This window comes from Streptomyces sp. NPDC006997, from assembly GCF_040635175.1.
Taxonomy (GTDB): Bacteria; Actinomycetota; Actinomycetes; order Streptomycetales; family Streptomycetaceae; genus Streptomyces.
In genome coordinates this window covers 1-25428 of sequence record NZ_JBEYHH010000058.1, presented here as the reverse complement: position 1 = coordinate 25428, position 25428 = coordinate 1, and the positions used below count along the sequence as shown (strand labels likewise).

Genomic DNA, 25428 nt, shown 5'->3' with positions numbered 1-25428 from the left:
CCCGGGGTCAAGGGTCGGCCGCAGGCCGATCGGCGCAGCCGACGCGGAGCGACAGCGCAGCGCCCTTGAGGCCGGGACGCGGAAGCACGACCCTGACAAAGAAGCGGGCGGCCCCCACGGTCACCTCACACGTGGGCGGTCACTCGGCCCACCGCCTCGCGCAGCAACTCGCCCTCCACGAAGGGCGCGTCCTGTGTCGGGACCGAGCGCCAGCCCAAGGGCCAGGTCATGCCCGTGAGGGCGGGTACGCCGACGTACGCCTGGACGCCGTCCCTGCGGGTGAGTGCGCGGGCGCCGGGTGGCCAGCGGAAGATCGACGCGGTGTCGGGTGGGAGCAGGAAGTACATGCCCCGTTCCCTCGTGACCTCCTGGACGATCGGGCCCGCCTGGAAGTCCGTGCACAGCACCAACTGCGAGGCGACGCGCTTGCCCAGGTCACCCCTGATCCGCACGGCGTCGAAGTGCACGCCCGCGTGACGGAGGGCGTGGCCGGAGGAGGGGATCCACGTGGGGATCCAGGGGGCGTCAATTCTCTCGTTCATGACGCAGATCGTTCCGCGTGGTCACATACTGTGACCAGAGTTGCCCAACGGTGGTGCTGGGCTGTGCAATTGGGGAGGCCGGTGTGCGTTCCGGTGACCGGGGGTCGGAGTCCTTCGGGGCCTTGTTGAAGTTCTTCCGGGAACGGTCCGGGATGACCCAGGAGGGGTTGGGCAAGCACGTCGGTTACTCCAAGTCGCAGGTGGCGATGGTGGAGCGGGGGGAGCGGGCACCCAAGGGGAAGTTGATTGAGATCTCCGACCAGGTGCTCGGTGCACAGGGTGCACTGCTGGTGCTGGCGGAGAAGGAGTTCAAGAAGGACGGTCTGCCGCCGTGGACCGAGGACTACCTGATGGAAGAGCGGAAGGCCACCGCGCTGCACGCGTACCAGACGCATCTTGTGCCGGGGTCATTGCAGACGGAGGCGTACGCGCGAGCAGTCTTCGCCTCCAACCGCTTCCCGACTTTTGATGACGAGGAGATCGAAGGCAAGGTGGCGGCACGACTGGAGCGCCAGCAACTCTTCGAGCGCAAACCATCGCCGAACGTCAGCTACGTCCTTGAGGAGAGCGTGTTGACCCGGCCCCTGGGCGGCAGGGCAGCCCTCAAGGAGCAGTTGCGGCACATCCTCACCCTCGGTGAACTACGCCACGTAGAGATCCAAGTCATGCCTCACCAGCGCCCGATCCACGCTGGGCTGAACGGCAGCCTGATCCTCCTGGAGACCGCCGAGCGCCGCCAGCTCGCCTACGTCGAGGGGCACCGTGGCGGATACTTCGTCAGCGAACAGCCTGACCTAGGGGACCTGTTCGGCAAATATGGCACGCTGCGAGCGCAGGCCCTCACCCCCGAGGAGTCGGCAACGCTGATCGAAGAGGTGGCAGGCAAGCTATGAGCACGGTCCTCACGTGGGTCAAGAGCAGCTACAGCGGCAGCGAGGGCGAATGCCTGGAAATAGCCACCCCCACCCCCACCACCCTCCACCTCCGCGACTCCAAATCCCCCGGCCGTACCCTCACCCTCACCCCCGCCACCTGGACCGCCTTCCTCCGTGCCCTCCCCGAGATGCTTGCCTGGAGTCCAGTCCACTACAAGACGTTGGCTGGTGGACCATGAAGTACACGTAGCTCGGACGCACGGGGCTCAAGGTCGGCCGACTCGTCCTCGGCACGATGAACTTCGGCCCGCAGACGGGTGAGGCCGACAGCCACGGCATCATGGACGCGGCGCTGGACGCTGGCATCAACTTCTTCGACCGGCAAACCGGCAAACCGGCAACTTTGACGCCAGGTGGGCGCAGTAGCGCATCGCTGACGCTCACCACTCCTGCGGACCCCGAGTGGAGACGACGAAGCCGCCGCCTCCAACTCGCTTCGAACGCAAGCAGAAGGCGACGGCCCCTCGCACAGACCCGCTACCTCACCATGCGAAGGCCTCGGGAGACGGTCCGGGACCGGGGAAGATCTCGTCCAGAGACGTCAGCAGTTCCTCGCTCAGCTCCAGCTCCAGGGCGCGCAGCACCGAGTCCAGCTGCTCCTGCGTGCGGGGGCCGACGATCGGGCCGGTGACGCCGGGGCGGGTCAGCAGCCAGGCGAGCGCCGCTTCACCGGGCTCCAGGCCGTGCTTGTCGAGGAGGTTCTCGTACGCCTGGATCTGCTCGCGTGTCTTGGTGTCCTTGAGCGCGTCGGCAGCGCGACCGCTGGCCCGGCGCCCCTCCGTGGCCTCCTTCTTGAGGACTCCGCCCAGCAGTCCGCCGTGCAGCGGCGACCAGGGGATGACGCCGAGCCCGTAGTCCTGCGCCGCAGGGATGACCTCCATCTCGGCGCGGCGCTCGGCAAGGTTGTACAGGCACTGCTCGCTGACCAGGCCCATGCGGCCGTGCCGGGCAGCCAGCTCGTTGGCCTGGGCGATCTTGTAGCCGGGGAAGTTGGACGACCCGGCGTAGAGGATCTTGCCCTGCTGGACCAGGACGTCGATCGCCTGCCAGATCTCCTCGAACGGCGTCGACCGGTCGATGTGATGGAACTGGTAGATGTCGATGTAGTCGGTCCGCAGCCGCTTGAGGGAGGCGTCGACGGCCCGGCGGATGTTCACCGCGGAGAGCTTGTCGTGGTTGGGCCAGACGGAGGAGTCGTCCGGGGCCATGTTCCCGTACACCTTGGTGGCGAGGACCGTCCTGTCGCGCCGCCCGCCACCCTGGGCGAACCAAGTACCGATGATCTCCTCGGTGCGGCCCTTGTTCTCACCCCACCCATAGACGTTGGCCGTGTCTACAAAGTTCAGACCCGCGTCGAGAGCGGCGTCCATGATGTCGTGGCTGGTTGATTCGTCTGTCTGCGGACCGAAGTTCATCGTTCCGAGAACGAGTCGGCTGACCTTGAGTCCGGTGCGCCCGAGCTGCGTGTACTTCATGGACCCCAAGCCAACTGCTTCGAGCCCGCTCCAGGCAAGGGCATCAGGTGCCGCCGTCAGGAGTCGTTGAGGTGACCCCTGCGGCGCGTAGCTCCCTGCCCTTTTCGTGCCGGGTCGACAACGTGCTCCACCGTTCCCGGCAGGTCTCCCCTGTCGGAATCTCCTCCCAGGTGTCCGGACGCGTGGGCTGCGCGATGAGCTGTTCACGTCGCGCGTCCAACCGCTCACCCGCCCCGGCGTCACCGGCCCGATCGTCGGCCCGCGTACGGCGGAGCAGCTGGAGTCGGCGCTGCGGGCGGTGGAGCTGGAGCTGAGCGAGGAGGTGCTGGCCGGGCTGGACGAGGTCTTCCCGGGGCCGGGGCCGTCCCCGGCCCCGGGGGCGTTCGCCCGGTAGGCGCGCCCGCGTCGGAACACGGCGGGGCGGCGGGCGGCTAGCCGAAGGCCGCCGCCACCGCCACCACCAGGAACATCATCACGAGCGCACCGGCCATGATCCGGTTTCGGGTTTTGGGGTCCACGGAACGAGCCTAACCGGCCGCGCCGAGTGGCCAGCGGGCGACCGTCTCGTAACGGGGCTGTTCGCCGGGCTGGCCGGACCTCGGCAGGTCGCTGCGGACGAGAGCCAGCTCGGTCACGGTCCAGGTGGCGCTGGCGAAGTCGCGCAGAGCGGTCACGTACGGCCGTACGTCGGTGGCGTCGCGGCTGCGGGCCACGGTGAGGTGGGCCTTGTACCGGCGGTGCTCCCCCATGTCGACGCCCGCCTTCCGGCCCGCGGCGTCGGTCCGCTCGGCCAGCAGCCGCAGGGTGTCCAGGTCGCCGTCCGCCCCGGCCCACAGGGCGCGGCCCCGCCCGAACTGGCCCCCGCCCCGCAGCGCCAGTCCGAACGGCGCCGTGCGGTGCGCGGCCCGCTCCAGGCGGGCCGACAGGTCGGGGACGAGGGCGTCGTCCACCTCACCGTAGAAGGCGAGCGTGAAGTGCCACCCGGGCCGTCCGGTCCACCGCAGCCCCTCCGCGCCGGGCAGCTTCCGCAGCCGCTCCAGCTCGGCGGCGAGTTCCCGGGCGACCTCGTCGGGCGGCAACACGGCGGCGAAGAGTCTCATGCGGCCAGTGTGCCCGCCGACTTCGGCGACGACATCGACCTCACCGCCACGGTCGTCGGTCTCCTCCTCAGGACCGACGGCTTCCCCCGCGACTGATCACGCCGCCACCGTCACCCGCTCCGCCCGCCGTTCCTCCCGGTTCTCCCGCGGCACGAACCGCACCCGCGGATGGCCGTGGTGCCAGCCCACCGCCAGGCGGAGGCCGCCTACCCGGGCGAGGACGAGGGCGATGACGACGGCCGCGAGGGCGGCGATCGCGCCGCCGGTCGCGAGGCCGACGCGGGCGCCGTAGGTGTCGGTGATCCAGCCGACTATCGGGGCGCCGACGGGGGAGCCGCCGAGGAAGACCATCATGTAGAGGGACATGACCCGGCCGCGCATGGCGGGGTCGGTGGACATCTGTATGCTGGTGTTGGCGGTGACGTTGACCGTCATGCCGAAGACGCCGAGCGGGATCATCAGCAGGGCGAAGAGCCAGAGGGACGGGGTCAGCGCCGCCGCGATCTCCAGGGCTCCGAAGACCATCGCCGCCGCGCTCAGGACGCGCAGGCGGGCGTGGCCCCTGCGCGCGGCGATCAGCGCGCCGGTGACCGAGCCGACCGCCATCAGGGTGTTGAAGAGGCTGTACGAGCCCGCTCCCGCGTGGAAGACGTCGTCGGCGAAGGCGGAGAGGTAGACGGGGAAGTTGAAGGCGAAGGTGCCGACGAACCCGACCAGGACGATCGTCCAGATCAGGTCGGGGCGCCCGGCGACATAGCGCAGGCCCTCCCGCAGCTGGCCCTTGCTCCTGGGGGCGCGCTCGACGGCGTGCAGTTCGCGGGCGCGCATCAGCAGCAGGCCGGTGATGGGCGCGATGAAGGACAGGCCGTTGAGGAGGAACGCCCAGCCGGTGCCGACGCCGGTGATGAGCAGGCCCGCGACGGCGGGGCCGACGAGGCGCGCGGACTGGAAGTTCGCGGAGTTCAGGCTGACCGCGTTCTGGAGCTGGCCGGGGCCGACCATCTCGCTGACGAAGGACTGGCGGGCCGGGTTGTCGACGACCGTGGCGAGGCCGACGGCGAGGGCGGCGAGGTAGACGTGCCAGACCTCGACGTGCCCGGTGATGGTGAGGGCGGCCAGGGCGACGCCGGTGAGCGCCATCGACGTCTGGGTGACGAGGAGTGTGGGGCGCTTCGGCAGGCGGTCGACGAGGACACCGCCGTAGAGCCCGAAGAGGAGCATCGGCAGGAACTGGAGGGCGGTGGTGACGCCCACGGCGGTGGCGGAGCCGGTGAGGCTGAGGACGAGCCAGTCCTGGGCGATGCGCTGCATCCAGGTGCCGGTGTTCGAGACGACCTGGCCCATGAAGAAGAGGCGGTAGTTGCGGATCTTCAGGGAGCTGAACATCGAGGACTTGCGGGGGGAGGTGCGGGTGGGGTCGGGGGGAGCGGTGAGGTCGGTGGTGTCAGGTCCGGGGGCGGAGTGTGCTCCGGGTCCCGTACTCAAAGGGTCGCCTCCTACGCGAAACGCCAGAAAAGGATCAGGTGCTTACAGGTGAGCCAGCTTCTCCAGCACGGGAGCGGCGGCGCGGAGCTTCTCCCACTCGTCGGCGTCGAGACCGTCGGCCAGGGTGGCGAGGAAGGCGTTCCGCTTGCGGCGGCTCTCCTCCAGCATCACCTCGGCCTGCTCGGTCTGCGTGACGACCTTCTGGCGCCGGTCCTCCGGGTGGGGCTCCAGCCGGACCAGCCCCTTGGCCTCCAGGAGCGCCACGATGCGGGTCATGGAGGGCGGCTGCACGTGTTCCTTGCGGGCCAGTTCACCGGGGGTGGCCCGGCCGTACTTGGCGAGGGTGCCCAGGACCGACATCTCGGTGGGGCTGAGCGACTCGTCGACCCGCTGGTGCTTGAGGCGACGGGAGAGCCGCATGATCGCGGAGCGCAGGGAGTTCACGGCGGCAGCGTCGTCGCCATGGGTAAGGTCCGGCATGTTCTTTAGAGTAACTCATTACCCTACCTAAGGACCACTCGGGACGACTCCCCGGCCGCCCTCTACGACATGACGCTCACCATCGTGTGGTTCCCGTCGCCCGATCGGGTGATGGGGGAGCGGAAAGCGGCGCACCACGGGGAAATCCCCGACCCTCGTCTCCATGGGGACCAGCGTGCTCAGCCTGCGGATAGACGGCGACCTGCTCGAACGCCTGCGGCACCATGCCGCCAGACGCGGCATGAGCGTCCAGGACTACGTGGTCCGGACGCTCATGCGCGACGACTTCGACGAACGGTTCCAGACCGCCGTCGAGGAGACGGAGAGGTTCTACGGGGAGACCGTCACCCGAACTCCGACCTCCCCCGCCCCCACCCCGCTCAGGTAAGACCCAGCGCGGGCATCAGGTAGTAGAAGGCGAACACCGCCGCCACCACGTACATCGCCACCGGCACCTCACGGCTTCGTCCGGCCGCCAGGCGCAGCACGACGAAGGTGATGAAGCCCATGCCGATGCCGTTGGTGATCGAGTAGGTGAACGGCATCATCACCATGGTCACGAAGGCCGGGATGGCGATGGTGTGGTCCGCCCAGTCGATCTCCTTGACCGAACCGGCCAGGATGAGGAAGCCCACCGCGAGCAGCGCCGGCGTCGCCGCCTGGGACGGGACCATGGTGGCGACCGGCGTCAGGAAGAGGGCCACGGCGAACAGCGCGCCGGTGACGACGTTGGCGAAGCCGGTCCGGGCGCCCTCGCCGACACCGGCGGTGGACTCCACGAACGCGGTGGTGGCCGAGGACGAGGAGGCGCCGCCCGCGGCGACCGCGACACCGTCGATGAAGAGGACCTTGTTGATGCCGGGCATCTGGCCCTGGGCGTCGGTCAGCCTGGCCTCGTCGCTGACGCCCATGATCGTGCCCATGGCGTCGAAGAAGCAGGACAGCAGGACGGTGAAGACGAACAGCACCCCGGTCAGCACACCGACCTTGCCGAAGCCGCCGAACAGGCTGACCTCGCCGATCAGCCCGAAGTCGGGGCTGGCGACCGGGTTGCCGGGCCAGGTCGGGGTGGTCAGGCCCCAGGAGGGCACGTCCGCCACCGCGTTGACGATCACGGCTACGACGGTCATGGCGACGATCGAGAGCAGGATCGCGCCGGGCACCCTGCGCACGATCAGCGCCAGCGTCAACAGCGCGCCGAGGATGAAGACCAGCACCGGCCAGCCGTTGAGGTGGCCGTCGGCGCCGAGCTGGAGCGGGACGGTGGTGTGCGCGGCGTCCGGCATCCGGGTCACGAAGCCGGAGTCGACCAGGCCGATCAGCATGATGAACAGGCCGATACCGATGGCGATGGCCTTGCGCAGCCCGTAGGGGACGGCGTTCATGACGCGCTCGCGCAGGCCGGTGGCGACGAGGATCATCACGATGAAACCGGCGAGCACGACCATGCCCATGGCGTCCGGCCAGGCCATCCGCGGGGCGAGCTGGAGCGCGACGACCGAGTTCACCCCCAGACCGGCGGCCAGCGCGATCGGCACGTTGCCGATGACGCCCATCAGGAGCGTGGTGAACGCCGCTGTCAGTGCCGTGGCCGTGACGAGCTGCCCGTTGTCGAGCTGGTTCCCGTACATGTCCTTCGCGCTGCCGAGAATGATCGGGTTCAGCACGATGATGTAGGCCATCGCGAAGAAGGTGGCGAAGCCGCCACGGACCTCGCGGCCGAGCGAACTGCCCCGCTCGGAGATCTTGAAGTAACGGTCGAGCCCGCCGTAGGCGGGACGGCCGCCCGGCTGCTCAGGGGCGGAGACCTTGGCGTCGTTGGCCGAGGTGGACATGCGGGACCTCATCCCCAGCGGACGCCCCCCAGCGCCGTTGGAGTTTTCTACGAATAAAAGTGGTCGGAGGCAAGCGGTTTCAGTATGAAGGTATAAAGCGGCGAAATGAAATCTCCGCGCGTAGAACCGACGCGGAACCGACCACCTCGTAAGCTGTCCCCATGGCGAAGTGGACACCCAGGCACGAGGCGCCGGAGCCCCTTGAGGGGCCCGTGGTCGCCACCATCACCGGCGGCACCGTCATCTGGTTCGTCCTCTTCCTCGCCCAGCTCCCGTTCTACGGCTGGTTCGACGACCACGGGCACACCTGGTGGGTGTGGACCTGCCTGGCCGGGGGCGGCCTCGGCCTGATCGGCGTCTGGTACGTCCGCAAGCGGGAGGCCGCCCTCACACGGGACGCCGCCCTCAAACACACGGCGACCACCTCCGACACGGCCACCTGAGGGACGTACAACCACCGCACTACGGCCGTCCTCCCGGAGTCGGATCTTCGCCGCCTTCCCCGGGTGAACGCCCCCTTCCCCACGTACCGTCGAAGGCATGACGCACACCGACGCGGGCGCCGAACTCGATCCGGCGCGACCCGTGCGCGTGCCGACGCCGACGTCCACGGCCGGTCTGACCGCCACCGAGGTCGCCGAGCGGGTCGCGCGCGGCGAGGTCAACGACATGCCGGTGCGCAGCAGCCGGTCCATGACCGACATCGTCCGCGCCAACGTCTTCACCCGGTTCAACGCGATCATCGGCGTGCTCTGGGTGATCATGTTCTTCGTCGCGCCGATCCAGGACAGCCTCTTCGGCTTCGTCATCCTCGCCAACACCGGCATCGGCATCATCCAGGAGTGGCGGGCGAAGCAGACCCTGGACTCCCTCGCCCTGATCGGCGAGGTGCGGCCCACCGTGCGCCGCGACGGCACCGCCACCGAGGTCAGCACCTCGCAGCTGGTGCTGGACGACCTGATCGAGATCGGGCCCGGGGACAAGGTCGTCGTCGACGGGGTCTGCGTCGAGGCCGACGGGCTGGAGATCGACGAGTCCCTGCTCACCGGCGAGGCCGACCCCGTCGTCAAGCACCCCGGCGACCAGGTGATGTCCGGCAGCTTCGTCGTCGCGGGCGGCGGCGCCTTCCAGGCCACCCGGGTCGGCCGCGAGGCGTACGCCGCGCAGCTCGCCGAGGAGGCGTCCCGGTTCACCCTCGTCCACTCCGAGCTGCGGTCCGGGATCTCCACCATCCTCAAGTACGTCACCTGGATGATGGTGCCGACCGCGATCGGCCTGGTCATCAGCCAGCTCGTGGTCAAGGAGAACGACTTCAAGGACTCCGTCGCCCGGACCGTCGGCGGCATCGTCCCGATGGTCCCCGAGGGGCTGGTCCTGCTCACCTCCGTCGCCTTCGCGATCGGGGTGATCCGGCTCGGCCGCAAGCAGTGCCTCGTCCAGGAACTGCCCGCCATCGAGGGCCTCGCCCGCGTCGACACCGTCTGCCTGGACAAGACCGGCACCCTCACCGAGGGCGGCATGGACGTCACCGACCTGCGCCCCCTCGGCGGCCACGACGAGTCGTACGTACGCCGGGTCCTCGGCGCCCTCGGCGAGTCCGACCCGCGGCCCAACGCCTCCCTGCGAGCGGTGATCGACGCCTACCCGGACAGCGAGGACTGGCGGTGCGTGGAGTCGCTGCCGTTCTCCTCCGCCCGCAAGTACAGCGGCGCCTCCTTCAGCGAGGGCGACGGCGAGGCCGGCACCTGGCTGCTCGGCGCCCCCGACGTGCTGCTGGCCGACGACGACCCCGCGCTGGCGGAGACCGACCGCCTCAACGAACAGGGCCTACGGGTCCTGCTGCTGGCCCGCGCCGCCCGCGCGCTGTTCGACCCCGACCCGACCCGGGACGCCAAGCCCGCCGCCCTCGTCGTCCTGGAGCAGCGGCTGCGCCCCGACGCCGCCGACACCCTGCGGTACTTCGCCGAGCAGGACGTCCACGCCAAGGTCATCTCCGGCGACAACGCGGTCTCGGTCGGCGCGGTGGCGGGCAAGCTCGGGCTGACCGGCACGGTGGTGGACGCCCGTCGCCTGCCCGCCGAGCGGGACGGCATGGCGGACTCCCTCGACGAGGGCACCGTCTTCGGCCGGGTCACCCCGCAGCAGAAGCGGGACATGGTCGGCGCCCTCCAGTCCCGGGGGCACACGGTCGCCATGACCGGTGACGGCGTCAACGACGTCCTCGCGCTGAAGGACGCCGACATCGGCGTGGCGATGGGCTCCGGCTCGGAGGCGACCCGGGCGGTGGCGCAGATCGTGCTGCTGAACAACAGCTTCGCCACCCTGCCGTCGGTGGTCGCCGAGGGCCGCCGGGTGATCGGCAACATCACGCGCGTGGCGACGCTGTTCCTGGTCAAGACGGTGTACTCGGTGCTGCTCGCGGTGCTGGTGGTGTGCTCGCAGGTGGAGTACCCGTTCCTGCCCCGGCACCTCACCCTGCTGTCCACGCTGACGATCGGCGTCCCGGCGTTCTTCCTCGCCCTCGCGCCCAACAAGGAGCGGGCGCAGCCGCACTTCGTGCGCCGGGTGATGCGGTACGCGATCCCGGGCGGTGTGGTGGCCGCGGCGGCGACCTTCGCGACGTACCTGCTCGCCCGGTCGCACTACTCCGGGACGGACGCGCTGGACGCGGAGACCAGCGCGGCGACGCTGACGCTGTTCCTGGTCTCGATGTGGGTGCTGGCGATCATCGCGCGCCCCTACACCTGGTGGCGCATCGCGCTGGTCGCGGCGATGGGCGCCGGGTTCCTGCTGGTGCTGGTGGTGCCGTGGCTCCAGGAGTTCTTCGCGCTGAAGCTGGTCGGGATGACGATGCCGTGGGTCGCGGTGGGCGTCGCGGCGGTGGCGGCGGCCACCCTGGAACTGCTGTGGCGCTGGGTGGGCCGCCGCTTCCCCGCCTGAGACCCGGCCACTGGGCAGGGTGGCGGCGGCCGTGAAGTAGGCATGTGGATTCAGTCGAACCAGCGGTCCCGGGCCAGTTCCTCCGTCCGGGACGGGTCCTCCAGCAGCGCCGCGACCTCGAACCGGCGCGGCCACTGCCGGGCCGCCCAGGCCAGACCGGCGGCGACGCCCTCCAGGGTGGCCGCGTGCAGCACCCCGTCGTCGGTGAGCCGCCAGTCGATCCCGACGCCGTCGACGACGAGTTCCTCGTGCTCGACGTACGACGCCGGGGTGCGCGGCCCGAGCAGCACCCGCACCGACTCCGGTACGTCGTGCTCGACGCCCTCGGAGTCCACGGCGCCGGTGACGGACTCGCTCAGCCGCCGCACCTGGAACAGCTCCGCCAGCTCCGCCGCCCGCGACGGCCGCACCGGCAGCAGCGGCACGCCGTCGGTGAACGGCAGCAGGTCGGGCGAGTCGACGACGACCGCGTCGGCGGCGTCCACGATCTCCACCCGCCCGTCCACCACGGCCCGCACCTCGTCCGGCAGGGTCACCCGCTCCGGGTCCAGCTCGGCCAGCGCGCCGTACAGCCCGTGCAGTTGGGCGGCGGTGACCTCGCGCTCCGGGTCGGCGAGCCGGTCCAGCAGTTCGGCGGCGCCGCCCGGCTCGTCGAGGAGCGCGGCGACGGACGTCCGTACGCCCAGCGCCCGCAGCACCTGCTCGTCGTCGAAGCCGGTCGCGTCGGCCTCGTCGTACAGGCCGCGCAGCAGCGGGTCGCCACCGGCGGCGAGCAGCCCGGCCGGGCGGCGTCCGTCGAGCACGGGGTGCCCGCGCAACCACCAGGCGGTGTACGGCCGTACGACCTCGTGGGTGCCGTCGGGCAGCAGGATCCGCACGGACTGCACGAGCGCGTCGCGCAGCGGCGGCTTGGAGAGCAGGGACAGGGCGCGGGCCCACTGGTCGTCGGCGACCAGGTCGAGATCGCGTACGGCGGTCAGCTCGGTGGCGACCGGCGGGACCGGGCTGTCCGGGAAGCGGTCGAGGATGTCCTCGCACCACACGTCGACGGCGTCCAGGAGGCCGGGGTCGTCGGGCTCGGGGAAGTCGCCCTCGCGGGGGTCGAGTTCGTCCGGGTCGAGGACGACGTCCGTGGCGCGGACGAGCGCGAAGTCGGCGAGGACCCCGCAGGCGGCGAGGGGCTGCTCGCCCCACTTCTCCGCCAGTTCGGCGTCCACGGCGGGCAGTTCACCGTCGCGGATGACCTCGGCGAAGGGACTGCCGGGGAACACCAGCTCGGCGGCGGGCGCGAGTTCGCCGTCCTCGTCGGGCAGCGCGAGGGCGCCCAGCCAGGGCTCCTCCCCGGCGTCGAGCCCGGCGTCGCGGACGAGGGCGAGGACGGTGTCGGCGAGTTCCTCGGCGTCCGGGGTGTCCTCGTCCCAGGCGCCGCCGTCCTCGTCGAGGGAGGCGGCGACGGCGGCCCGCACCTGCGGCGTCGTCAGCACGGCGCGCGGCGTCGCGGGCAGCGCGCCGAGCTTCTCCAGGAGGGGGTGGGCGGCGTCCGGGTGGGCGACCTTGAGGCCGAGCCGGGCCAGGACGTCGGCGTCGAGCCGGGCGGCGTCGGCGGTGGGCAGCAGCACCTGCCGGGGCCCGATGGTCGTCCTGCCGTCGGCGAGGTGCACGGGCAGCCCGGAGAGCCGGTCGGGGTCGACCCCGGCGAGGCTGTCGTAGAGCCGCCGCCACCACTCGGGCGCCTTCTCCAGACCGGCGAGCCGGTCGATGGCGTCGGTCATCGGCACCCGGGCCACCCCGAGCGTGCGCAGCTCCACGCGGCGCTCAAGCCCGGCGGGCAGCAGCGTCGGCAGCACCTCCGCCAGCACCCGCACGGTCTGCGCGCCCGCGCCCTCGACGACCTCGGCGTCCCGGGGCCGCAGGGCCTCCGGGAGGCCACCGTCCTCGTCGGAGGCGTCAGCGTCGGCGGGGGACGGATCGGCGGCGGGCGGCAGGAAGGCGGTGCGCGGCAGCCGGGCGAGGACGGCCTGCCGCAGCGTGCCGTCCAGTTCGCCCTTGCCGAGCGGGCCGGGCACGAGCCCGATGATCCCCTCCCCGACCGGCCGCCACTCCGCGAGCAGCCCGGCGTAGGCGTCGGCGGCGCGCTCCACCAGGAAGTCGGTCAGCGGTCCGGGGGCGGTGTGCCGCCGGGTGCTGTCCAGCGGGAACGACGCGATGAGCAGCGCGGGCACGCCGAGCGGCTCGTCGCTGGGGGTGGGCGCGTGGACGACGGGACTGGTCCGGGGCCGCTCGGGGGCGCCCTCGGCGTCCACGGGGACGGCCCACGTCACCGACCAGTGCGGACGCAGCCGCTCCTCGACGGGCCGGTCCGCGAGCAGGTCGGGGGTGAGCGCGCCGTGCGCGGAGACGGTACGCCACCGGGTGGTGCCGTTCCGGTCGTCGGCTACGACGGTCAGCGGGCCCTCGGTGCGGCGGCTGAGGGTGCGGACGGCGTCGCCGACCTCGATGACGACCTCGTCCAGGCCGGGCAGGGCGAGCAGCAGGGCGTCGTCCACGGCGTTCAGCAGCCGCTCGGCGAGATCGGCGGCGGCCGGGTCGCGCAACGGGAGGATGACGGCGGTGTCGTACGGGTCGGGGGCGGTGCCCTCGGCGGGGTACGGGAGGCGGAGCAGGGGGACGTGACCGTCCCGGCGGCGGATCTCGTCGCCGAGGCCCGGGCTGCGGGCGGCGGTCTCGGCGGCCAGGTCGCGGGCCTCGGCGAGGGACCAGCGGACGCCGCCCTGCCTGCCGACGACGGCCGGTTCGTCGGTGACCGACAGCACGGCGGCGAAGCCGACGCCGAACCGGCCGACGGTGGCGGCCTCGGCGTCCCGCTTGGCGGAGGCGCGGAGGGTGGCGAGGGACTCGACACCGGCGGCGTCGAGGGGGGCGCCGGTGTTGGCGGCGACGAGGACGTTGTCCCGGAGGGTGAGACGGAGACGGCCCGGGGTGCCCGCGCGGGCGGCGGCGTCGGCGGCGTTCTGCGCCAGCTCCACGACGAGGCGGTCCCGGTAGCCGCCGAGGACGAGGTCCTCCTCGGCGTTGGCGTCCTCACGGAAACGGGCCGGGCTGGTGGCCCAGGCGTCCAGGACGCCCCGCCTGAGACGGGCCGTCCCGAAGGGATCCGCACCCTCGGCTGCGGGCCGCACGAACTTGCTCACGTCCACTCTCCTCATCGGCGTGAGCACGAAGGTACCGGAGCGCCGCGCCGGCTTATGCCGGGGTGAGGTGGGAGCACCTGGGGTCCGCTGTCGGCCCCCTGCGGCAGAATGGCGCTGCTTTGTGTTTCACCGCGCGTCACTGTGTCGGCGCAAGCGGTCTCATCAGGGGAGTGGAATGACCACAGCGCCACAGACCAGCCTAGAGACGCTGCTCGCTCGGCTGATCGACCGCAAGCCCCTGCGCTCCGAGGCCACCCTTCAGGCCGACGTGCGGCAGTTGCTGCTCGAAGGCGACCTGACCTCGACGACTATCCGGACCCGAACGAACCGGTACGGGTGGAGTTCACGGGCTCCTGGGACCTGCGCCGTCTGAGGCCGCACTTCTTCCCGCGCGGCAGCGCGGTGGTCTTCGGGCGACGGATCACGGCGGCGGTTGGCGACGCCGCTCTCGGTAACAATCCGGTTCCGCTGCCGAAGAAGACCCAGCGGTGGACCGGGAAGATCCCGACGACAGCCAACAACTGGGGGCAGGTCCAGGGCTGGGTCCATCGCGAGGACACCGAGCTTCGATACGTCGGTGAGGATCTGATCTCGTCGCCGTACCGGACGCGGTTCTGGCAAGGCGCGACGATCGTGCCTCGCGTTCTGTTCTTCGTGGAACAGCAGGATGTCGGGCCGCTGGGGCTGGGAGCTGGCCGGGTGCGCGTCCGGTCGCAGCGAAGTAGCACCGAAAAGACGCCCTGGAAGAACCTTCCGGACCGCGAAGGCGTCGTGGAAACGCAGTTCGTCCGACCTGTGCTGCTGAGAGAGAGCGTGCTGCCCTATCGGCTGTTGAAGCCGCGCAAGGCCGTGCTGCCCATTGAGGGCAGCACCACCCTGCTGCACGGAGAGCACGATCACCTGGACCGGTATCCGGACCTTGCGCAGTGGTGGCGGGAGGCGGAAGGGCTCTGGGTGGATCACCGAAGCAGTGAGCGATTGACGCTCCTTGAGCGACTTGAGTTCCATCGGGGTATGTCCATGCAACTCCCTGGGACTCCCCTACGCGTGGTGTATGGCAAATCCGGGATGCACGTCTCGGCAGCGCTTGTCGAAGACGCGAGCGCGGCCATCGATCACAAGCTGTACTGGGGCACGGTGTCAAGCCGCGAGGAAGGGTTGTACCTCTGCGCGATTCTTAACGCTCCGGCACTCACCGAGATCGTCCGGCCCTTGATGTCGTACGGCAAGGACGAGCGCGACATCGACAAGGCCGTATGGCAGCTCCCCATCCCCCAGTTCGACCCGGCCAACGCCGGTCATCAGCGACTGGCCGAACTCGGCGCTGCGGAAGCCCAGCGCATCGCGGCTCTGGGCCTGGACGAGTCCAAGAACTTCGTCAAGCTACGCCAGGTGGTACGGGCCGTGATCCTGGACTCCCCAGACGCCGAAGAACTCGACCAGTTGGTCCGTCTCCTGCTGGAGTAGCGGGGCGAGCCCGGGCCCGAATCAGCCCTCGGCTGCGTAGGTTATGAAGCCCGCCCAGGCGGTCGGCGTGACGGCGAGCCGGGGGCCCTCGATGTTCTTGGAGTCACGGATGTGGACGGTGCGGGGAGCCGCGGCAACCTCGACACACGACTCACCTTCGCTGCCACTGCTGTAGCTGCTCTTGAACCATGCCAGGTCAGTGGCGTTGTCGGTCGAGGCTTTGCGGATCATGTCTCCCCCAGCAGTCGCTCGATGAAGGCCGTTGACTCACGCGGAGTGAGAGCCTGAGCCCGGATGATGCCATATCGCAGTTCCAGGATACGAAGTTGCCTCAGGTCACAGACCGGTCGGCCGTTTGCCACTACCGGCGAACGACCCACGGCCGAACCGTCCGCGAACTTCAGCACGTCGATTCCGCCATCCACACCCGCGTGCCCTTCACAGTCCATCGGCATCACCTGAAGCTCGACGTTCCGCAACCGTCCCGCCTCCAGGAGATGCTCAACCTGCCGTCGCAGCACCGCCTTGCCTCCCAGTGGGCGCCGCAGCGTCCACTCCTCCAGCACGAAGCTGATCTCCGGCGCCGGGTCCCTGTCGAAGACGGCCTTGCGGGCCACGCGCGCGGCGATGAACCGCTCCACCTCCTCCTCCGAGTAGGCGGGCCGCCGCATCCGGAGCAGCGCGCGGGCGTACTCCGGGGTCTGCAACAGCCCGTGGATGTTCAGCGGGTCGTAGAGCTGGAGCTCGACCGCCTTGGCCTACGCCTGCGCCAGGTCCCGCACCTTCTTCGGGTACCGGACCTTCCGCACGTCCTCCTTCATGGCGGCGAGCAGCCCGCCCGCCTCCAGCACCTCGTCCGCCTTGTCCAGGTACTCGGGCCGGGGGATACGCTTCCCGCCCTCGATCTTGTACACGAGGTCCTCGCCGTAGCCGACGGCGGTACCGAAGTCGGCGGCGCGCATCCCCACGGCTTCCCGGCGGAGTCGCAACTGCCGCCCGACGGTGCTGATGACCGCCATGCCCCAGTCGTCGTCCGGGTCCACCTCCCAACCCGGTTCGTTCGTCTCGTCCTTGACCCGCCTCTCGGTCGTATCCACCGACATGCGCTCTCCCTCCGTCTCCCGTCCACCCCTCCAGTCGGTCACCGTGCGTGCCGACTCCATCACTCTTCACCGTACGCACACCGCACACCGTCAAGTGACGCGAACAGGGAAACCGCCCACTTCAGGGGCTCAGTTGCCGCATCCGCCCGCACCGGGGCCCGGCCTTCCGCACTCCGGTGCGCCAGGCGTCTCCCAAGAAGAACCACATGAGGAAAGAACCCACCAAGCCCCACCCCTCCCGCCCGCGCTCCGACCTCACCCGCACGGGTGAACATCCGCAAACCGGCTGGATTCGGCATCGGTCGCCTGCCCTACGCTCAGCGCGACGCCACCGCAGACATGCGACGGCCCCCGCCGGGACGGGCAATCCCAGGCGAGGGCCTGACCACCAAGGAAGAGGAAGCTTCCTGATGGATACGCAGCACCCTAGCGCGCCCCCGCACGCCCAGTCCCGCCCTGCGGGCAAGAGCCACCCGAACCGGCGGCCCCGCTCAGGCCCTCCCGGGCACTCGACCGGACTGGCGCACGACAACGCCCGCCACACCACCCGCTTCACGGTGATCGGCAACCACCTGGCGCAGCACCCGGAGCTGTCGCTCCTGGCGATTGGCCTGTCGGTGCACCTCCAGTCCCTCCCTGCCGGTGCCCGCGCGGACATCAAGACCCTCGCGGCGCGCTTCCCGGAGGGGGCGGACCGAATCGCCGCCGCCCTGCGTGAGCTGGAGACCCACGGATACCTCCGCCGTCCCCGGCAACGCGTCCCCGGCGGCCGTATCGTCACCCGCACGATCTCCTGCAACCAGCCCGGCCACCACGACCGTCAACGTCAACCTGCCGCCCCCGAGGCCGCACCCCCCGCGCAGGCCGCCAAGCCACGGCAGCGGAAACCCCGCAGGAAGGCACTGCCCGCAGTACCTCGTCCGGCGTACCCCTCTCCTGGCCTCCTCCAGACGGCAACGGACCTTCTCAGCGGTCTCCACCACCTCGATGCTCGTCTGTTCTTGTCCGCCCAGGACGTCACCCACCTCGCCCCGGGCGTCGCCGCCTGGCTGGAACGCGACATCGCCCCCACGGCCGTACAACGAGCCCTGACCGCCGACCTTCCGCCCGAGGGCCTACGGCGGCCCGCCGCCCTCCTGGCGCACCGCCTCACCGCCCAGCTACCGCCTCCCCCGCCGTTCCGCGCCCGTTTCCTGACCTTGGAGGACGTATACGCAGACCTCCTGGATGGGCTCACTCTCGTCCACAGGCTGTGGCTGGGCGGTAGCTTCGTCAGTACGAAGCTCAACCCGCGGAACATCGACGTGGCCCTGCTGATCGACACGCGAGCCGAGTTCGCGGTGCGCGGCAAGCCGGGTTCCAAGTGGCTGACCACCGCCTTCAAGAGTCGTAACAACATGAGGGACAAGTTCGGCGTCTCGCCGGTAAGAATCGGCTACCGACCTGTCGTCCACGTGTTCCGCCCCGAGCTCATGACGTCCCAGGACCGGACATACTTCACGGAAAGGGGTGTGTGGGATGACTGGTGGCAGCGGTGTCGGCTGCCGGATCAGATGGACCGATCACCATCCGAAGCGAGCGCTGCCCCGGCGCGCGGATACCTGGAGGTGCGGCTGTGACTGCTGGCGACAACTGGCGCGAGCGCAGGCGCGCGATCCTCGGAGACGACGCCGACCTCACGACTCGCCTGCTCGACGAGATGGGCACCGAGGAACGGGATGACGAGGAGGTCGAAGCCGAACATCGGACGAGTCGCCTGGCAGCGGCGCGCGAATACGAGCCCCAGGCTCGCCTCGATGAGGAACTTCAGCTTCGCCTGACAGGACCGGACACCGAGGGAGGCGCCCTGCGCTTCCAGTGGGGCGACGCGCTTCTCAGCCCCGTGGAGAACGCTCTCTCGGTCGCCGCGGGCACCCCGGTGCAACTTGAACTCACAGGTGTCTCGGCGGGCAGCACCGTCGTGTATGCGCGCCCAGTCGCCACCGTGGCCCCCACGGAGCCACCCGCCATGGACGCTCCCGCCACCTCGGCCGCCAGCACCGGCATGTACGCGCTCACGAAGCTGCTGACCGCCCTGGAGTCCGAGGAGGACATCCGGGAATGGGCGCGGCTCTTCGACTCGGTGGATGGCCTTGCCCGCGCCCTGGGGAAGTACGGACTCAACCTGGGCATGACCTGGTACGGCGCCGATGGCGGTATGCGCCGCGCCCGACTGACCGAGCGCGGCAGACGCCGCGTCGAGCACCTCCGCGAAACCCGACCGCGCGATCAGGAGATCACCATCTCAGGCCGGATCACCGAGCTACGCGAAAGCGGGTGGGTGAAGGTCAAGACCGGGACGGCGAAAAACGCCCCAGCCTACGACGTGCACTTCGAGGAGCCCGAGAAGCTGCTCCGTATGCGTCCCGGTCTGGGTGACAACGTCCACTTCCGGGTACGTTTTCGTCAGCATCTGGACTCCGTAGGCATCGCCCGCTCCACCGAGTACACGTACCTGGGACCGGCCGCGGAACAGCCTCCGCTTCCGTTGGAGTCCTGACCCCTACGAGTGTCCGAGCTCCGCCGTCTCCTCGTCCGTGACCGTCGGTACGGAGCCCGCGTCCCGCGACGGGCGCAGCGGGAACGGGTCCACCCGGGTCTCGTCGATCACCGGCGGCGCGGGGACCGGGGGCTTCGGCATGACCGCGGCCTCCGAGTGGCCGCCGCAGCCGTAGGTGAGGGAGACGACCCGGCCGTCCGCCGGGGAGAACTCGTTGGCGCAGACGCCGAACGCCTGGCCGAGGGAGCCGCCGAGCGCGACGAGGAAGCCGCAGCTCACGCAGGCCGCGGGGGCCGCCTGGGCCATCGGGGTCTTGGGGCCGTACCCCTCCTCCCACCGGTCGGCGGCGATGTGGAGGCCGTACCGGGACAGGACGCGGGCGCGGCGCAGGCCGAGTTCCTCGGCGACGGCGGAGATGGAACCCCGGGTCGGGGCCACCGGGAGGGTCGCGGGCGTGCCCGCCGTCACCTCCGCGTCCTCGGCCTCCACCAGGTCGGCCATCTCGTGGGAGACGGCGGAGTTCGGCGGCGGCTCCTCCTCGCCCGTCCAGCCGGGCTCCAGGCGCAGGTCCTCGGCGTCGGTGGGCAGCAGGTCGCCGGGCCCCATGTCGCCGGGGCGGAGGCGTTCGCTCCAGGGCACCCATTCGGGGGCGAGCAGCGCGTCCGGGCCGGGCAGCAGGACGACCTCGTCCAGCGTGACGATCTTCGCGCGGGAGGCGCGGGCCACCGTCGCCGCCCACCGCCAGCCGCGGTAGCCCAGCTCCTTGCACTCGAAGAAGTGGGTGACGACCCGGTCGCCCTCGGAGACCAGTCCCACGTGCTCGCCGACGACGCCTGGTGCCGCCGCCTCCTCGGCTGCGGCGCGGGCGAGGTCGACGGCCTCGGCGCACAGGCGGTCGGGGGTGCGGCTTCGCGTTGTCGCTGCGCTCACAGGTATCGCTTCTCTCCTACGCCGTCTCTCGGGTGCGCCTGCCTGAAGGCGGCGGGGCGGACGGAGCGGACCGGGGGACCGCGTCGACGTCCACGCGCCATCGCACTACGAGCGCACCTGACACCATCCATTCTGCGGGATGGCCGAGATACGCACGCTACCTGTTCGGCGGCGCTTGGCCTACACCGACGGGACGGATCGCGGCCCTACGGTGATCTTCCGGCGGGGCGCGTCTTCCGTGATGTGCGGGCCATACGCGCCGTACACGCACTACGGGCGGCTTTCTCGGGGCACTATGACGGGGTGGCAACCGCGAAGTCATCCGACGGTGCCACCGGCATCGGTGGCCAGGTCGGCGGAAAGAGCGCAGGTGACGTGCGGGCCCGGCTCCTCGGGTCCGTGCGTGCGGTCGGCCGTGCCCTGCACTTCCCGGTGACGGGCACCGCCCGCGGTATCCGCAGAGCCACCCACGCGCACGGCGCGGGCGAGTCGGGGCTCGGCAAGCTGATCGAGCTGCACGGTGTGAACGGCGCGGGCGACGTGATGATCACCGTGGCGCTCGCCTCCACCGTCTTCTTCTCGGTGCCGACGGACGAGGCGCGTGGCCGGGTCGCGCTGTACCTGGCGATCACGATGCTGCCGTTCACGCTCCTCGCCCCGGTGATCGGCCCGCTCCTGGACCGGCTGCCGCACGGCCGTCGCGCGGCGATGGCGGGCGCGATGCTCGCGCGGGCGATGCTCGCCCTGGTGCTGTCCGGCGCGGTGATCACCGGCAGTATCGAGCTGTACCCGGCGGCGCTCGGCGTGCTGGTGGCGTCGAAGGCGTACGGCGTGGTCCGCAGCGCGGTCGTCCCCCGGCTGCTTCCCCCCGGCTTCAGTCTCGTCAAGGCCAACTCGCGGGTGACCCTCGGGGGGCTGCTCGCCACCGGCGTGGCGGCGCCCGTCGGCGCGGGGCTCCAGGCGGTCGGCCCGCGCTGGCCGCTCTACGGCGCCTTCGTCATCTTCATCGCGGGCATGTTCCTCTCCTTCTCCCTCCCCCCGAAGGTCGACTCGGCCAAGGGGGAGGACACCGCGCTGCTCGCGTCGGACGAGGAGCACCTGCACGGCCCGCACCTCAAACCGGTCAAGCGCCCCGGCCTGCGGACGGTCGGCATCGCGGTCACCCACGCGCTGGGCGCCAACGCGGCGATCCGCTGCCTCGCCGGTTTCCTGATCTTCTTCCTGGCGTTCCTGCTGCGCGAGCACCCGCTGTCCGGGCAGAGCGCGGCGGTGTCGCTGGGCATGGTGGCGGTCGCGGCGGGCACCGGCAACGCGCTGGGTACGGCGGTCGGGGCGTGGCTGCGGTCGAGGGCGCCGGAGATCATCATCGTGACGGTGGTCGCGATCGAGGTGGGCGCGGCGATCACGGCGGCGACGTTCTTCAGCGCGTTCCTGGTGGTGTGCCTGGCGGCGCTCGCCGGGTTCGCGCAGGCGCTGGCCAAGCTGTCGCTGGACGCGCTGATCCAGCGGGACGTGCCCGAACTGGTCCGCACCTCGGCGTTCGCCCGCTCCGAGACGCTGCTGCAGATGTCGTGGGTGGTGGGCGGCGCCGTCGGCATCGCGCTGCCGCTGAACGGCACCCTGGGCCTGTCGGTGGGCGCCGCGATCGTCGCCGTCGGCTGGCTGGCCACCGTCCGCGGGCTGCTCACCTCGGCGCGGCGCGGCGGCTCCGGGCGTCCCCGCGTGGCGTAACGCACCGCGCACGGCGCACCCCACATGGCCAGCGGGCGGCGGGCGCCCGATAGCCTTCGGCCATGACCATGCAATCCGCTGCTGTGCGACGCCGCCGCGCTGTCGCCGCCGCCGGCGCCGTATCCGCCGGACTGCTCGTCCTGTCGGCCTGCGACAAGCCGACGCCGATGTCGACGGTCACCGTCGGGTCGGACTCGGTCACCTCCGAGGCCCTCTGCTACAACGACGGCGACACGCTCAAGGCCGCCGACATCGCCAAGTGCCAGAAGGACGAGGACGTCAAGTCCATCAAGGTCGGCCAGGACGAGACCGTACGCATCGGTGTCGACCAGGAGATCGCCGACCAGGAGTGGACGGTCCTGATGAACGGCCGGGCCATCTCCGACCCCAGCGAGAGCACCTACCGCACCGTCCCCGGCAGCGTGTTCTTCAACGCCCAGTACGGCGCGCAGGGCGACTCCACCGTCATCTCCGTCAAGGCGGGCGGTGACAAGGACGTCACCGGCCTGTGGTCCTTCAAGCTGGAGAAGGACTACTGACCACGCCCGCCCCGCGCGTCCTGGTAGCCACCGCGGTCCCCGCCGAACGGGACGCGGTGGCCCGGGCGTTCCCCGGCCCGGTGATCGCCGCCGGGGTGGGTCCGGCCGCCGCCGCGGCGGCCACGGCGACCGCGCTCGCGGGCGCCCGCCACACCCTCGTCGTCTCCGCGGGCATCGGCGGCGGCTTCGCGCCCCACGCCCCCGTCGGCTCCCTCGTCGTCGCCGACGAGATCACCGCGGCCGACCTGGGCGCCGAGACCGCCGACGGTTTCCTGCCGGTCACCGACCTCGGCTTCGGCACCGTCACCCACCGTCCGCCCGCCGCCCTGGTCCGGGAGGCCGCCGCCGCGACCGGCGCCCGCACCGGCGCCGTCCTCACCGTCTCCACGGTGACCGGCACCGCCGCCCGCGCCGCCGCGCTGCGCGCCCGGCACCCCGGCGCGCTCGCCGAGGCCATGGAGGGCTTCGGCGTCGCGGAGGCGGCGGCGCTGCACGGCGTTGCCGTCCTGGAGATACGGGCCGTCTCCAACCCGGTCGGCCCGCGCGACCGCGCCGCCTGGCGCATCGGCGAGGCGCTCGCGGCGCTCACCGAGGCGTTCGGGAAGCTGACGCCCGTACTGGAGAGTTGGAACCCACATGACCACAGGTGAGCGGCTCCGCATCGCGTACTCCCCCTGCCCGAACGACACGTTCGTCTTCGACGCCCTGGCGCACGGCCGCGTCCCCGACGCGCCCGCCCTCGACGTCACCTTCGCCGACATCGACGTCACCAACGGCATGGCCGAGCGCGGCGAGTACGACGCCCTGAAGGTGTCGTACGCCGTCCTCCCGTACGTCCTGGACACCTACACCCTCCTGCCCTGCGGCGGGGCGCTGGGCCGGGGCTGCGGCCCGCTGGTCCTGACCCGCGACGAGCGGACCACCGACCTGACCGGCCGGACGGTCGCCGTACCCGGCGAGAAGTCAACGGCGTACCTGCTGTTCCGCCTGTGGGCGGCGGACACCGTGCCCGGCGGCGTGGGCGAGATCGTCGTCATGCCGTTCCACGAGATCATGCCCGCGGTCCGCGACGGCAAGGTGGACGCGGGCCTGGTCATCCACGAGGCCCGCTTCACGTACCAGAACTACGGCCTGCGCAAGCTCGCCGACATGGGCGAGCACTGGGAGCGCACCACGGGTCTGCCGATCCCCCTCGGCGCGATCATCGCCAAACGCTCCCTGGGCACCCCCGCCCTCACCCGCCTGGCCACGGCGCTGCGCACCTCGGTCCAGCTGGCCTGGGACGACCCGGAGGCGTCCCGCCCCTACGTGATGGAACACGCCCAGGAGATGGACCCGTCCGTCGCGGACCAGCACATCGGCCTGTACGTCAACGAGTTCACCGCCGACCTGGGCCCCGACGGCTACGCGGCGGTACGGGGCCTGCTCACCCGCGCGGCGGCCGAGGGACTCCTCCCGCCCCTCGGCCCCGAGGCCCTCGCCTTCCCGTAGGACCTGTCACACGTCGAGCTGGTCGGCGACCGCCCGCAGCAACCCGGCGATCTTCGCGCCCGAAGCCCTGTCGGGATAGCGGCCCTTTTCGAGCATGGGCGTGATGTTCTCCAGGAGGGTGGTCAGGTCCTGGACGATCGAGGCCAGCTCGTCGGGCTTCTTCCGCTGCGCGGCGGCGACCGAGGGCGTCGGGTCCAGCAGCGTCACCGAGAGGGCCTGGTCACCACGTTGTCCGGCGACGACCCCGAACTCCACGCGCTGACCCGGCTTGAGTGTCTCGACTCCGGCGGGGAGAACCGAGGAATGGACGAAGACGTCACCGCCGTCGTCACGGGAGAGAAAGCCGAAGCCCTTCTCGCTGTTGAACCACTTGACCTTGCCGGTAGGCACGTCTGTCCTCGTCCTCGTACTCGTCGGAAAACTGCTTCGGAAAACGGCTCTTGATAGCACTGGGGCGGGTCGTCCGTGACCCGCCGGTACCAAGACTATGGGTCAGGGAGCCGGTGACAAGACGTCACCCGGTTGTTCCTTCGCGCTGGGAACTACCCTGGTCCGGTGCGTGACAAAACCCAAACTAATTCCGCCGCACCCGGTGACCGGCTGATCCGTGCCGGTGCCGTGGTGTTCCTCATCGGTACCGTGGCCACCCTCGTCACGGTAACGCCGCTGTTCCTGGGAACGACGCCTTTTCCCACCTACATGTTCGGACTGAGCATGTTCATGGGCGTCGGTTTCGCCATCGCCGCCGCGGGGGTGCTGCGCTCCATCGCGGCGGCCCGCCGTCAGGCGCGGGAGGCGTCCAGATAGGCCGAAAGCCACTCCGGAAAACCCAGCAGATCATCGAGGACGACGTCCGCCCCGGCCGCCCGCAACTCCGCACCGGAACACGGCCCGGTCGCCACGGCCACCGCCAGCGCGCCGGCGGCCCGGGCCCCCCGTACGTCGCCGACGTGATCGCCGACGTACACCACGGCGCCCTCCTCCCGCAGCGCCTCCGCCTTGGCCTCCGCCCACAGGTCACCTATGACCGCGTCCGGCTCCATCCCCAGGTGCGCGAGGTGCAGCTTGGCGTTGGGCTCGTACTTGGCGGTGACGACGACGGCACGCCCCCCGACCCCCCGCACCGCGTCGACGGCCTCCCGCGCCCCCACCATGGCGGGCGTCGCGGCGACGGCGATCGACGGGTACATCGCCCGGTAGAGATCGGCCACACCCGCGATCTCCCCCTCCGGGAACCAGTTCCGCAACTCCTCCTCCAACGGCGGCCCCAGCCGCGTGACGGCCAGATCGGCGTCGACGAAGACCCCCGTCCGCTCGGCCAACGCCAGATAGCACGCGTGAATGCCGGGCCGGGAGTCAATGAGGGTCATGTCGAGATCGAAGCCGACAGTGGGAAACGCGGTCGCCAGAGCCATAGGGGCCATTGTGCAACCCACGGACGACGCGCAGTCGCCGTACTAGGGAAGGGGACGTGTCGGGGGGTGTCCGCCCGCAGTGGTTCGCGCGGAAGACCCCGCACACCCCGCACCCCACAGCCCGCGCGGTTCCGAGCCCCCGCCCGGGCCAGGTCGGACTCCCCAGTTCGCGGCCAACACGTCGACCAGGAGCAGGCCCCGGCCTCCCTCACACTCGTCGCTCGGTAGGC

General features: G+C 70.9%; 23 protein-coding genes and 4 pseudogenes. 15 read left to right on the top strand and 12 right to left on the bottom strand.

Features of this window, described 5'->3' with window-relative positions; all coding sequences use genetic code 11:
* Positions 1-125: 125 nt before the first annotated feature.
* Positions 126-542, bottom strand: a complete 417-nt coding sequence (locus ABZ659_RS33720; RefSeq protein WP_360228056.1) for a hypothetical protein — start codon at positions 540-542, stop codon at positions 126-128.
* Positions 543-625: 83 nt separating this feature from the next.
* On the opposite strand from ABZ659_RS33720, the gene ABZ659_RS33715 reads away from it, so the two are divergent.
* The 3 genes and pseudogenes from ABZ659_RS33715 to ABZ659_RS33705 form a co-directional block, all read left to right on the top strand.
* Positions 626-1435 carry a helix-turn-helix transcriptional regulator gene (locus ABZ659_RS33715; RefSeq protein WP_360228053.1) on the top strand — a complete coding sequence of 270 codons (810 nt, stop codon included), beginning with the start codon at positions 626-628 and terminating at the stop codon, positions 1433-1435.
* A complete protein-coding gene (locus ABZ659_RS33710) occupies positions 1432-1656 on the top strand; it encodes a DUF397 domain-containing protein (protein WP_360228050.1) in 225 nt (74 codons plus the stop codon). Before ABZ659_RS33715 ends, ABZ659_RS33710 begins: the two co-directional genes overlap by 4 nt.
* A pseudogene (locus tag ABZ659_RS33705) lies at positions 1653-1796 on the top strand (aldo/keto reductase); the annotation flags it as partial. The gene ABZ659_RS33710 and the pseudogene ABZ659_RS33705, both read left to right, overlap by 4 nt.
* 163 nt (positions 1797-1959) lie before the next feature.
* Here the strand turns inward: ABZ659_RS33705 and ABZ659_RS33700 are convergent.
* The gene (locus ABZ659_RS33700; protein ID WP_360228047.1) at positions 1960-2952 is read right to left on the bottom strand and encodes an aldo/keto reductase; all 993 of its coding nucleotides are present in this window, start codon (positions 2950-2952) and stop codon (positions 1960-1962) included.
* A 223-nt stretch (positions 2953-3175) separates the two neighbouring features.
* Between ABZ659_RS33700 and ABZ659_RS33695 the strand changes: the two are divergent.
* Positions 3176-3346, top strand: a pseudogene (locus tag ABZ659_RS33695) (aldo/keto reductase); the annotation flags it as partial.
* 133 nt (positions 3347-3479) lie between these two features.
* Here ABZ659_RS33695 and thpR read toward each other — a convergent pair.
* From thpR to ABZ659_RS33680, 3 genes are all read right to left on the bottom strand, one after another.
* Positions 3480-4052, bottom strand: a complete 573-nt coding sequence (gene thpR, locus ABZ659_RS33690; RefSeq protein ID WP_360228044.1) for an RNA 2',3'-cyclic phosphodiesterase — start codon at positions 4050-4052, stop codon at positions 3480-3482.
* 96 nt (positions 4053-4148) lie between these two features.
* On the bottom strand, positions 4149-5537 hold the full coding sequence (locus tag ABZ659_RS33685; RefSeq protein WP_360228041.1) for an MFS transporter: 1389 nt from the start codon (positions 5535-5537) through the stop codon (positions 4149-4151).
* Between the two features lie 42 nt (positions 5538-5579).
* Positions 5580-6017, bottom strand: coding sequence for a MarR family transcriptional regulator (locus ABZ659_RS33680; RefSeq protein WP_360228038.1), 438 nt, complete (start codon positions 6015-6017; stop codon positions 5580-5582).
* 163 nt (positions 6018-6180) lie between these two features.
* Here ABZ659_RS33680 and ABZ659_RS33675 point away from each other — a divergent pair, with 163 nt between their 5' ends.
* A complete protein-coding gene (locus ABZ659_RS33675) occupies positions 6181-6405 on the top strand; it encodes a ribbon-helix-helix protein, CopG family (protein ID WP_360228035.1) in 225 nt (74 codons plus the stop codon).
* On the opposite strand, the gene ABZ659_RS33670 is transcribed toward ABZ659_RS33675, so the two are convergent.
* Complete coding sequence (locus ABZ659_RS33670; protein ID WP_360228032.1) at positions 6398-7852, bottom strand: NCS2 family permease; 1455 nt, start codon at positions 7850-7852, stop codon at positions 6398-6400. The two genes, ABZ659_RS33675 and ABZ659_RS33670, sit on opposite strands and share 8 nt — an antisense overlap.
* 161 nt (positions 7853-8013) lie before the next feature.
* Here ABZ659_RS33670 and ABZ659_RS33665 point away from each other — a divergent pair, with 161 nt between their 5' ends.
* Positions 8014-8295, top strand: coding sequence for a DUF2530 domain-containing protein (locus tag ABZ659_RS33665; protein WP_360228029.1), 282 nt, complete (start codon positions 8014-8016; stop codon positions 8293-8295).
* Positions 8296-8392: 97 nt separating this feature from the next.
* Entirely contained in the window at positions 8393-10792 is a 2400-nt protein-coding gene (locus ABZ659_RS33660) for an HAD-IC family P-type ATPase (protein WP_360228026.1), read from the top strand.
* 50 nt (positions 10793-10842) lie between these two features.
* On the opposite strand, the gene ABZ659_RS33655 is transcribed toward ABZ659_RS33660, so the two are convergent.
* The gene (locus ABZ659_RS33655; protein ID WP_360228023.1) at positions 10843-13983 is read right to left on the bottom strand and encodes a molecular chaperone Hsp90; all 3141 of its coding nucleotides are present in this window, start codon (positions 13981-13983) and stop codon (positions 10843-10845) included.
* Positions 13984-14319: 336 nt separating this feature from the next.
* Here ABZ659_RS33655 and ABZ659_RS33650 point away from each other — a divergent pair, with 336 nt between their 5' ends.
* Entirely contained in the window at positions 14320-15450 is a 1131-nt protein-coding gene (locus tag ABZ659_RS33650; RefSeq protein WP_360228020.1) for a hypothetical protein, read from the top strand.
* Between the two features lie 21 nt (positions 15451-15471).
* Here ABZ659_RS33650 and ABZ659_RS33645 read toward each other — a convergent pair whose 3' ends face one another.
* Complete coding sequence (locus ABZ659_RS33645; RefSeq protein ID WP_360228017.1) at positions 15472-15681, bottom strand: DUF397 domain-containing protein; 210 nt, start codon at positions 15679-15681, stop codon at positions 15472-15474.
* A pseudogene (locus tag ABZ659_RS33640) lies at positions 15678-16553 on the bottom strand (helix-turn-helix transcriptional regulator). Before ABZ659_RS33640 ends, ABZ659_RS33645 begins: the two are co-directional and overlap by 4 nt.
* A 410-nt stretch (positions 16554-16963) precedes the next feature.
* On the opposite strand from ABZ659_RS33640, the pseudogene ABZ659_RS33635 reads away from it, so the two are divergent.
* Positions 16964-17740, top strand: a pseudogene (locus ABZ659_RS33635) (helix-turn-helix domain-containing protein); the annotation flags it as partial.
* Positions 17741-18168: 428 nt separating this feature from the next.
* Positions 18169-19092 (top strand): hypothetical protein, encoded by a 924-nt coding sequence (locus ABZ659_RS33630; RefSeq protein ID WP_360228014.1) that lies wholly within the window; start codon positions 18169-18171, stop codon positions 19090-19092.
* A gap of 3 nt (positions 19093-19095) precedes the next feature.
* On the opposite strand, the gene ABZ659_RS33625 is transcribed toward ABZ659_RS33630, so the two are convergent.
* Positions 19096-20022, bottom strand: coding sequence for a DUF3027 domain-containing protein (locus ABZ659_RS33625; protein ID WP_360228011.1), 927 nt, complete (start codon positions 20020-20022; stop codon positions 19096-19098).
* A gap of 303 nt (positions 20023-20325) precedes the next feature.
* Between ABZ659_RS33625 and ABZ659_RS33620 the strand changes: the two genes are divergently transcribed.
* The 4 genes from ABZ659_RS33620 to ABZ659_RS33605 all read left to right on the top strand — a co-directional run bounded on the left by ABZ659_RS33620 (position 20326) and on the right by ABZ659_RS33605 (position 23783).
* The gene (locus tag ABZ659_RS33620; protein WP_360228009.1) at positions 20326-21753 is read left to right on the top strand and encodes an MFS transporter; all 1428 of its coding nucleotides are present in this window, start codon (positions 20326-20328) and stop codon (positions 21751-21753) included.
* A gap of 62 nt (positions 21754-21815) precedes the next feature.
* On the top strand, positions 21816-22292 hold the full coding sequence (locus ABZ659_RS33615; protein WP_360228006.1) for a DUF2771 family protein: 477 nt from the start codon (positions 21816-21818) through the stop codon (positions 22290-22292).
* Positions 22262-22942 carry a futalosine hydrolase gene (locus ABZ659_RS33610; RefSeq protein ID WP_360228003.1) on the top strand — a complete coding sequence of 227 codons (681 nt, stop codon included), beginning with the start codon at positions 22262-22264 and terminating at the stop codon, positions 22940-22942. Before ABZ659_RS33615 ends, ABZ659_RS33610 begins: the two co-directional genes overlap by 31 nt.
* Entirely contained in the window at positions 22929-23783 is an 855-nt protein-coding gene (locus ABZ659_RS33605) for a 1,4-dihydroxy-6-naphthoate synthase (RefSeq protein ID WP_360228000.1), read from the top strand. Before ABZ659_RS33610 ends, ABZ659_RS33605 begins: the two co-directional genes overlap by 14 nt.
* Positions 23784-23789: 6 nt before the next feature.
* On the opposite strand, the gene ABZ659_RS33600 is transcribed toward ABZ659_RS33605, so the two are convergent.
* Positions 23790-24173 (bottom strand): cold-shock protein, encoded by a 384-nt coding sequence (locus ABZ659_RS33600; protein WP_360227997.1) that lies wholly within the window; start codon positions 24171-24173, stop codon positions 23790-23792.
* A 165-nt stretch (positions 24174-24338) separates the two neighbouring features.
* Between ABZ659_RS33600 and ABZ659_RS33595 the strand changes: the two genes are divergently transcribed.
* Complete coding sequence (locus ABZ659_RS33595; RefSeq protein WP_360227994.1) at positions 24339-24590, top strand: hypothetical protein; 252 nt, start codon at positions 24339-24341, stop codon at positions 24588-24590.
* On the opposite strand, the gene ABZ659_RS33590 is transcribed toward ABZ659_RS33595, so the two are convergent.
* A complete protein-coding gene (locus ABZ659_RS33590) occupies positions 24566-25198 on the bottom strand; it encodes a haloacid dehalogenase-like hydrolase (protein WP_360227991.1) in 633 nt (210 codons plus the stop codon). The two genes, ABZ659_RS33595 and ABZ659_RS33590, sit on opposite strands and share 25 nt — an antisense overlap.
* Positions 25199-25428: the final 230 nt, after the last annotated feature.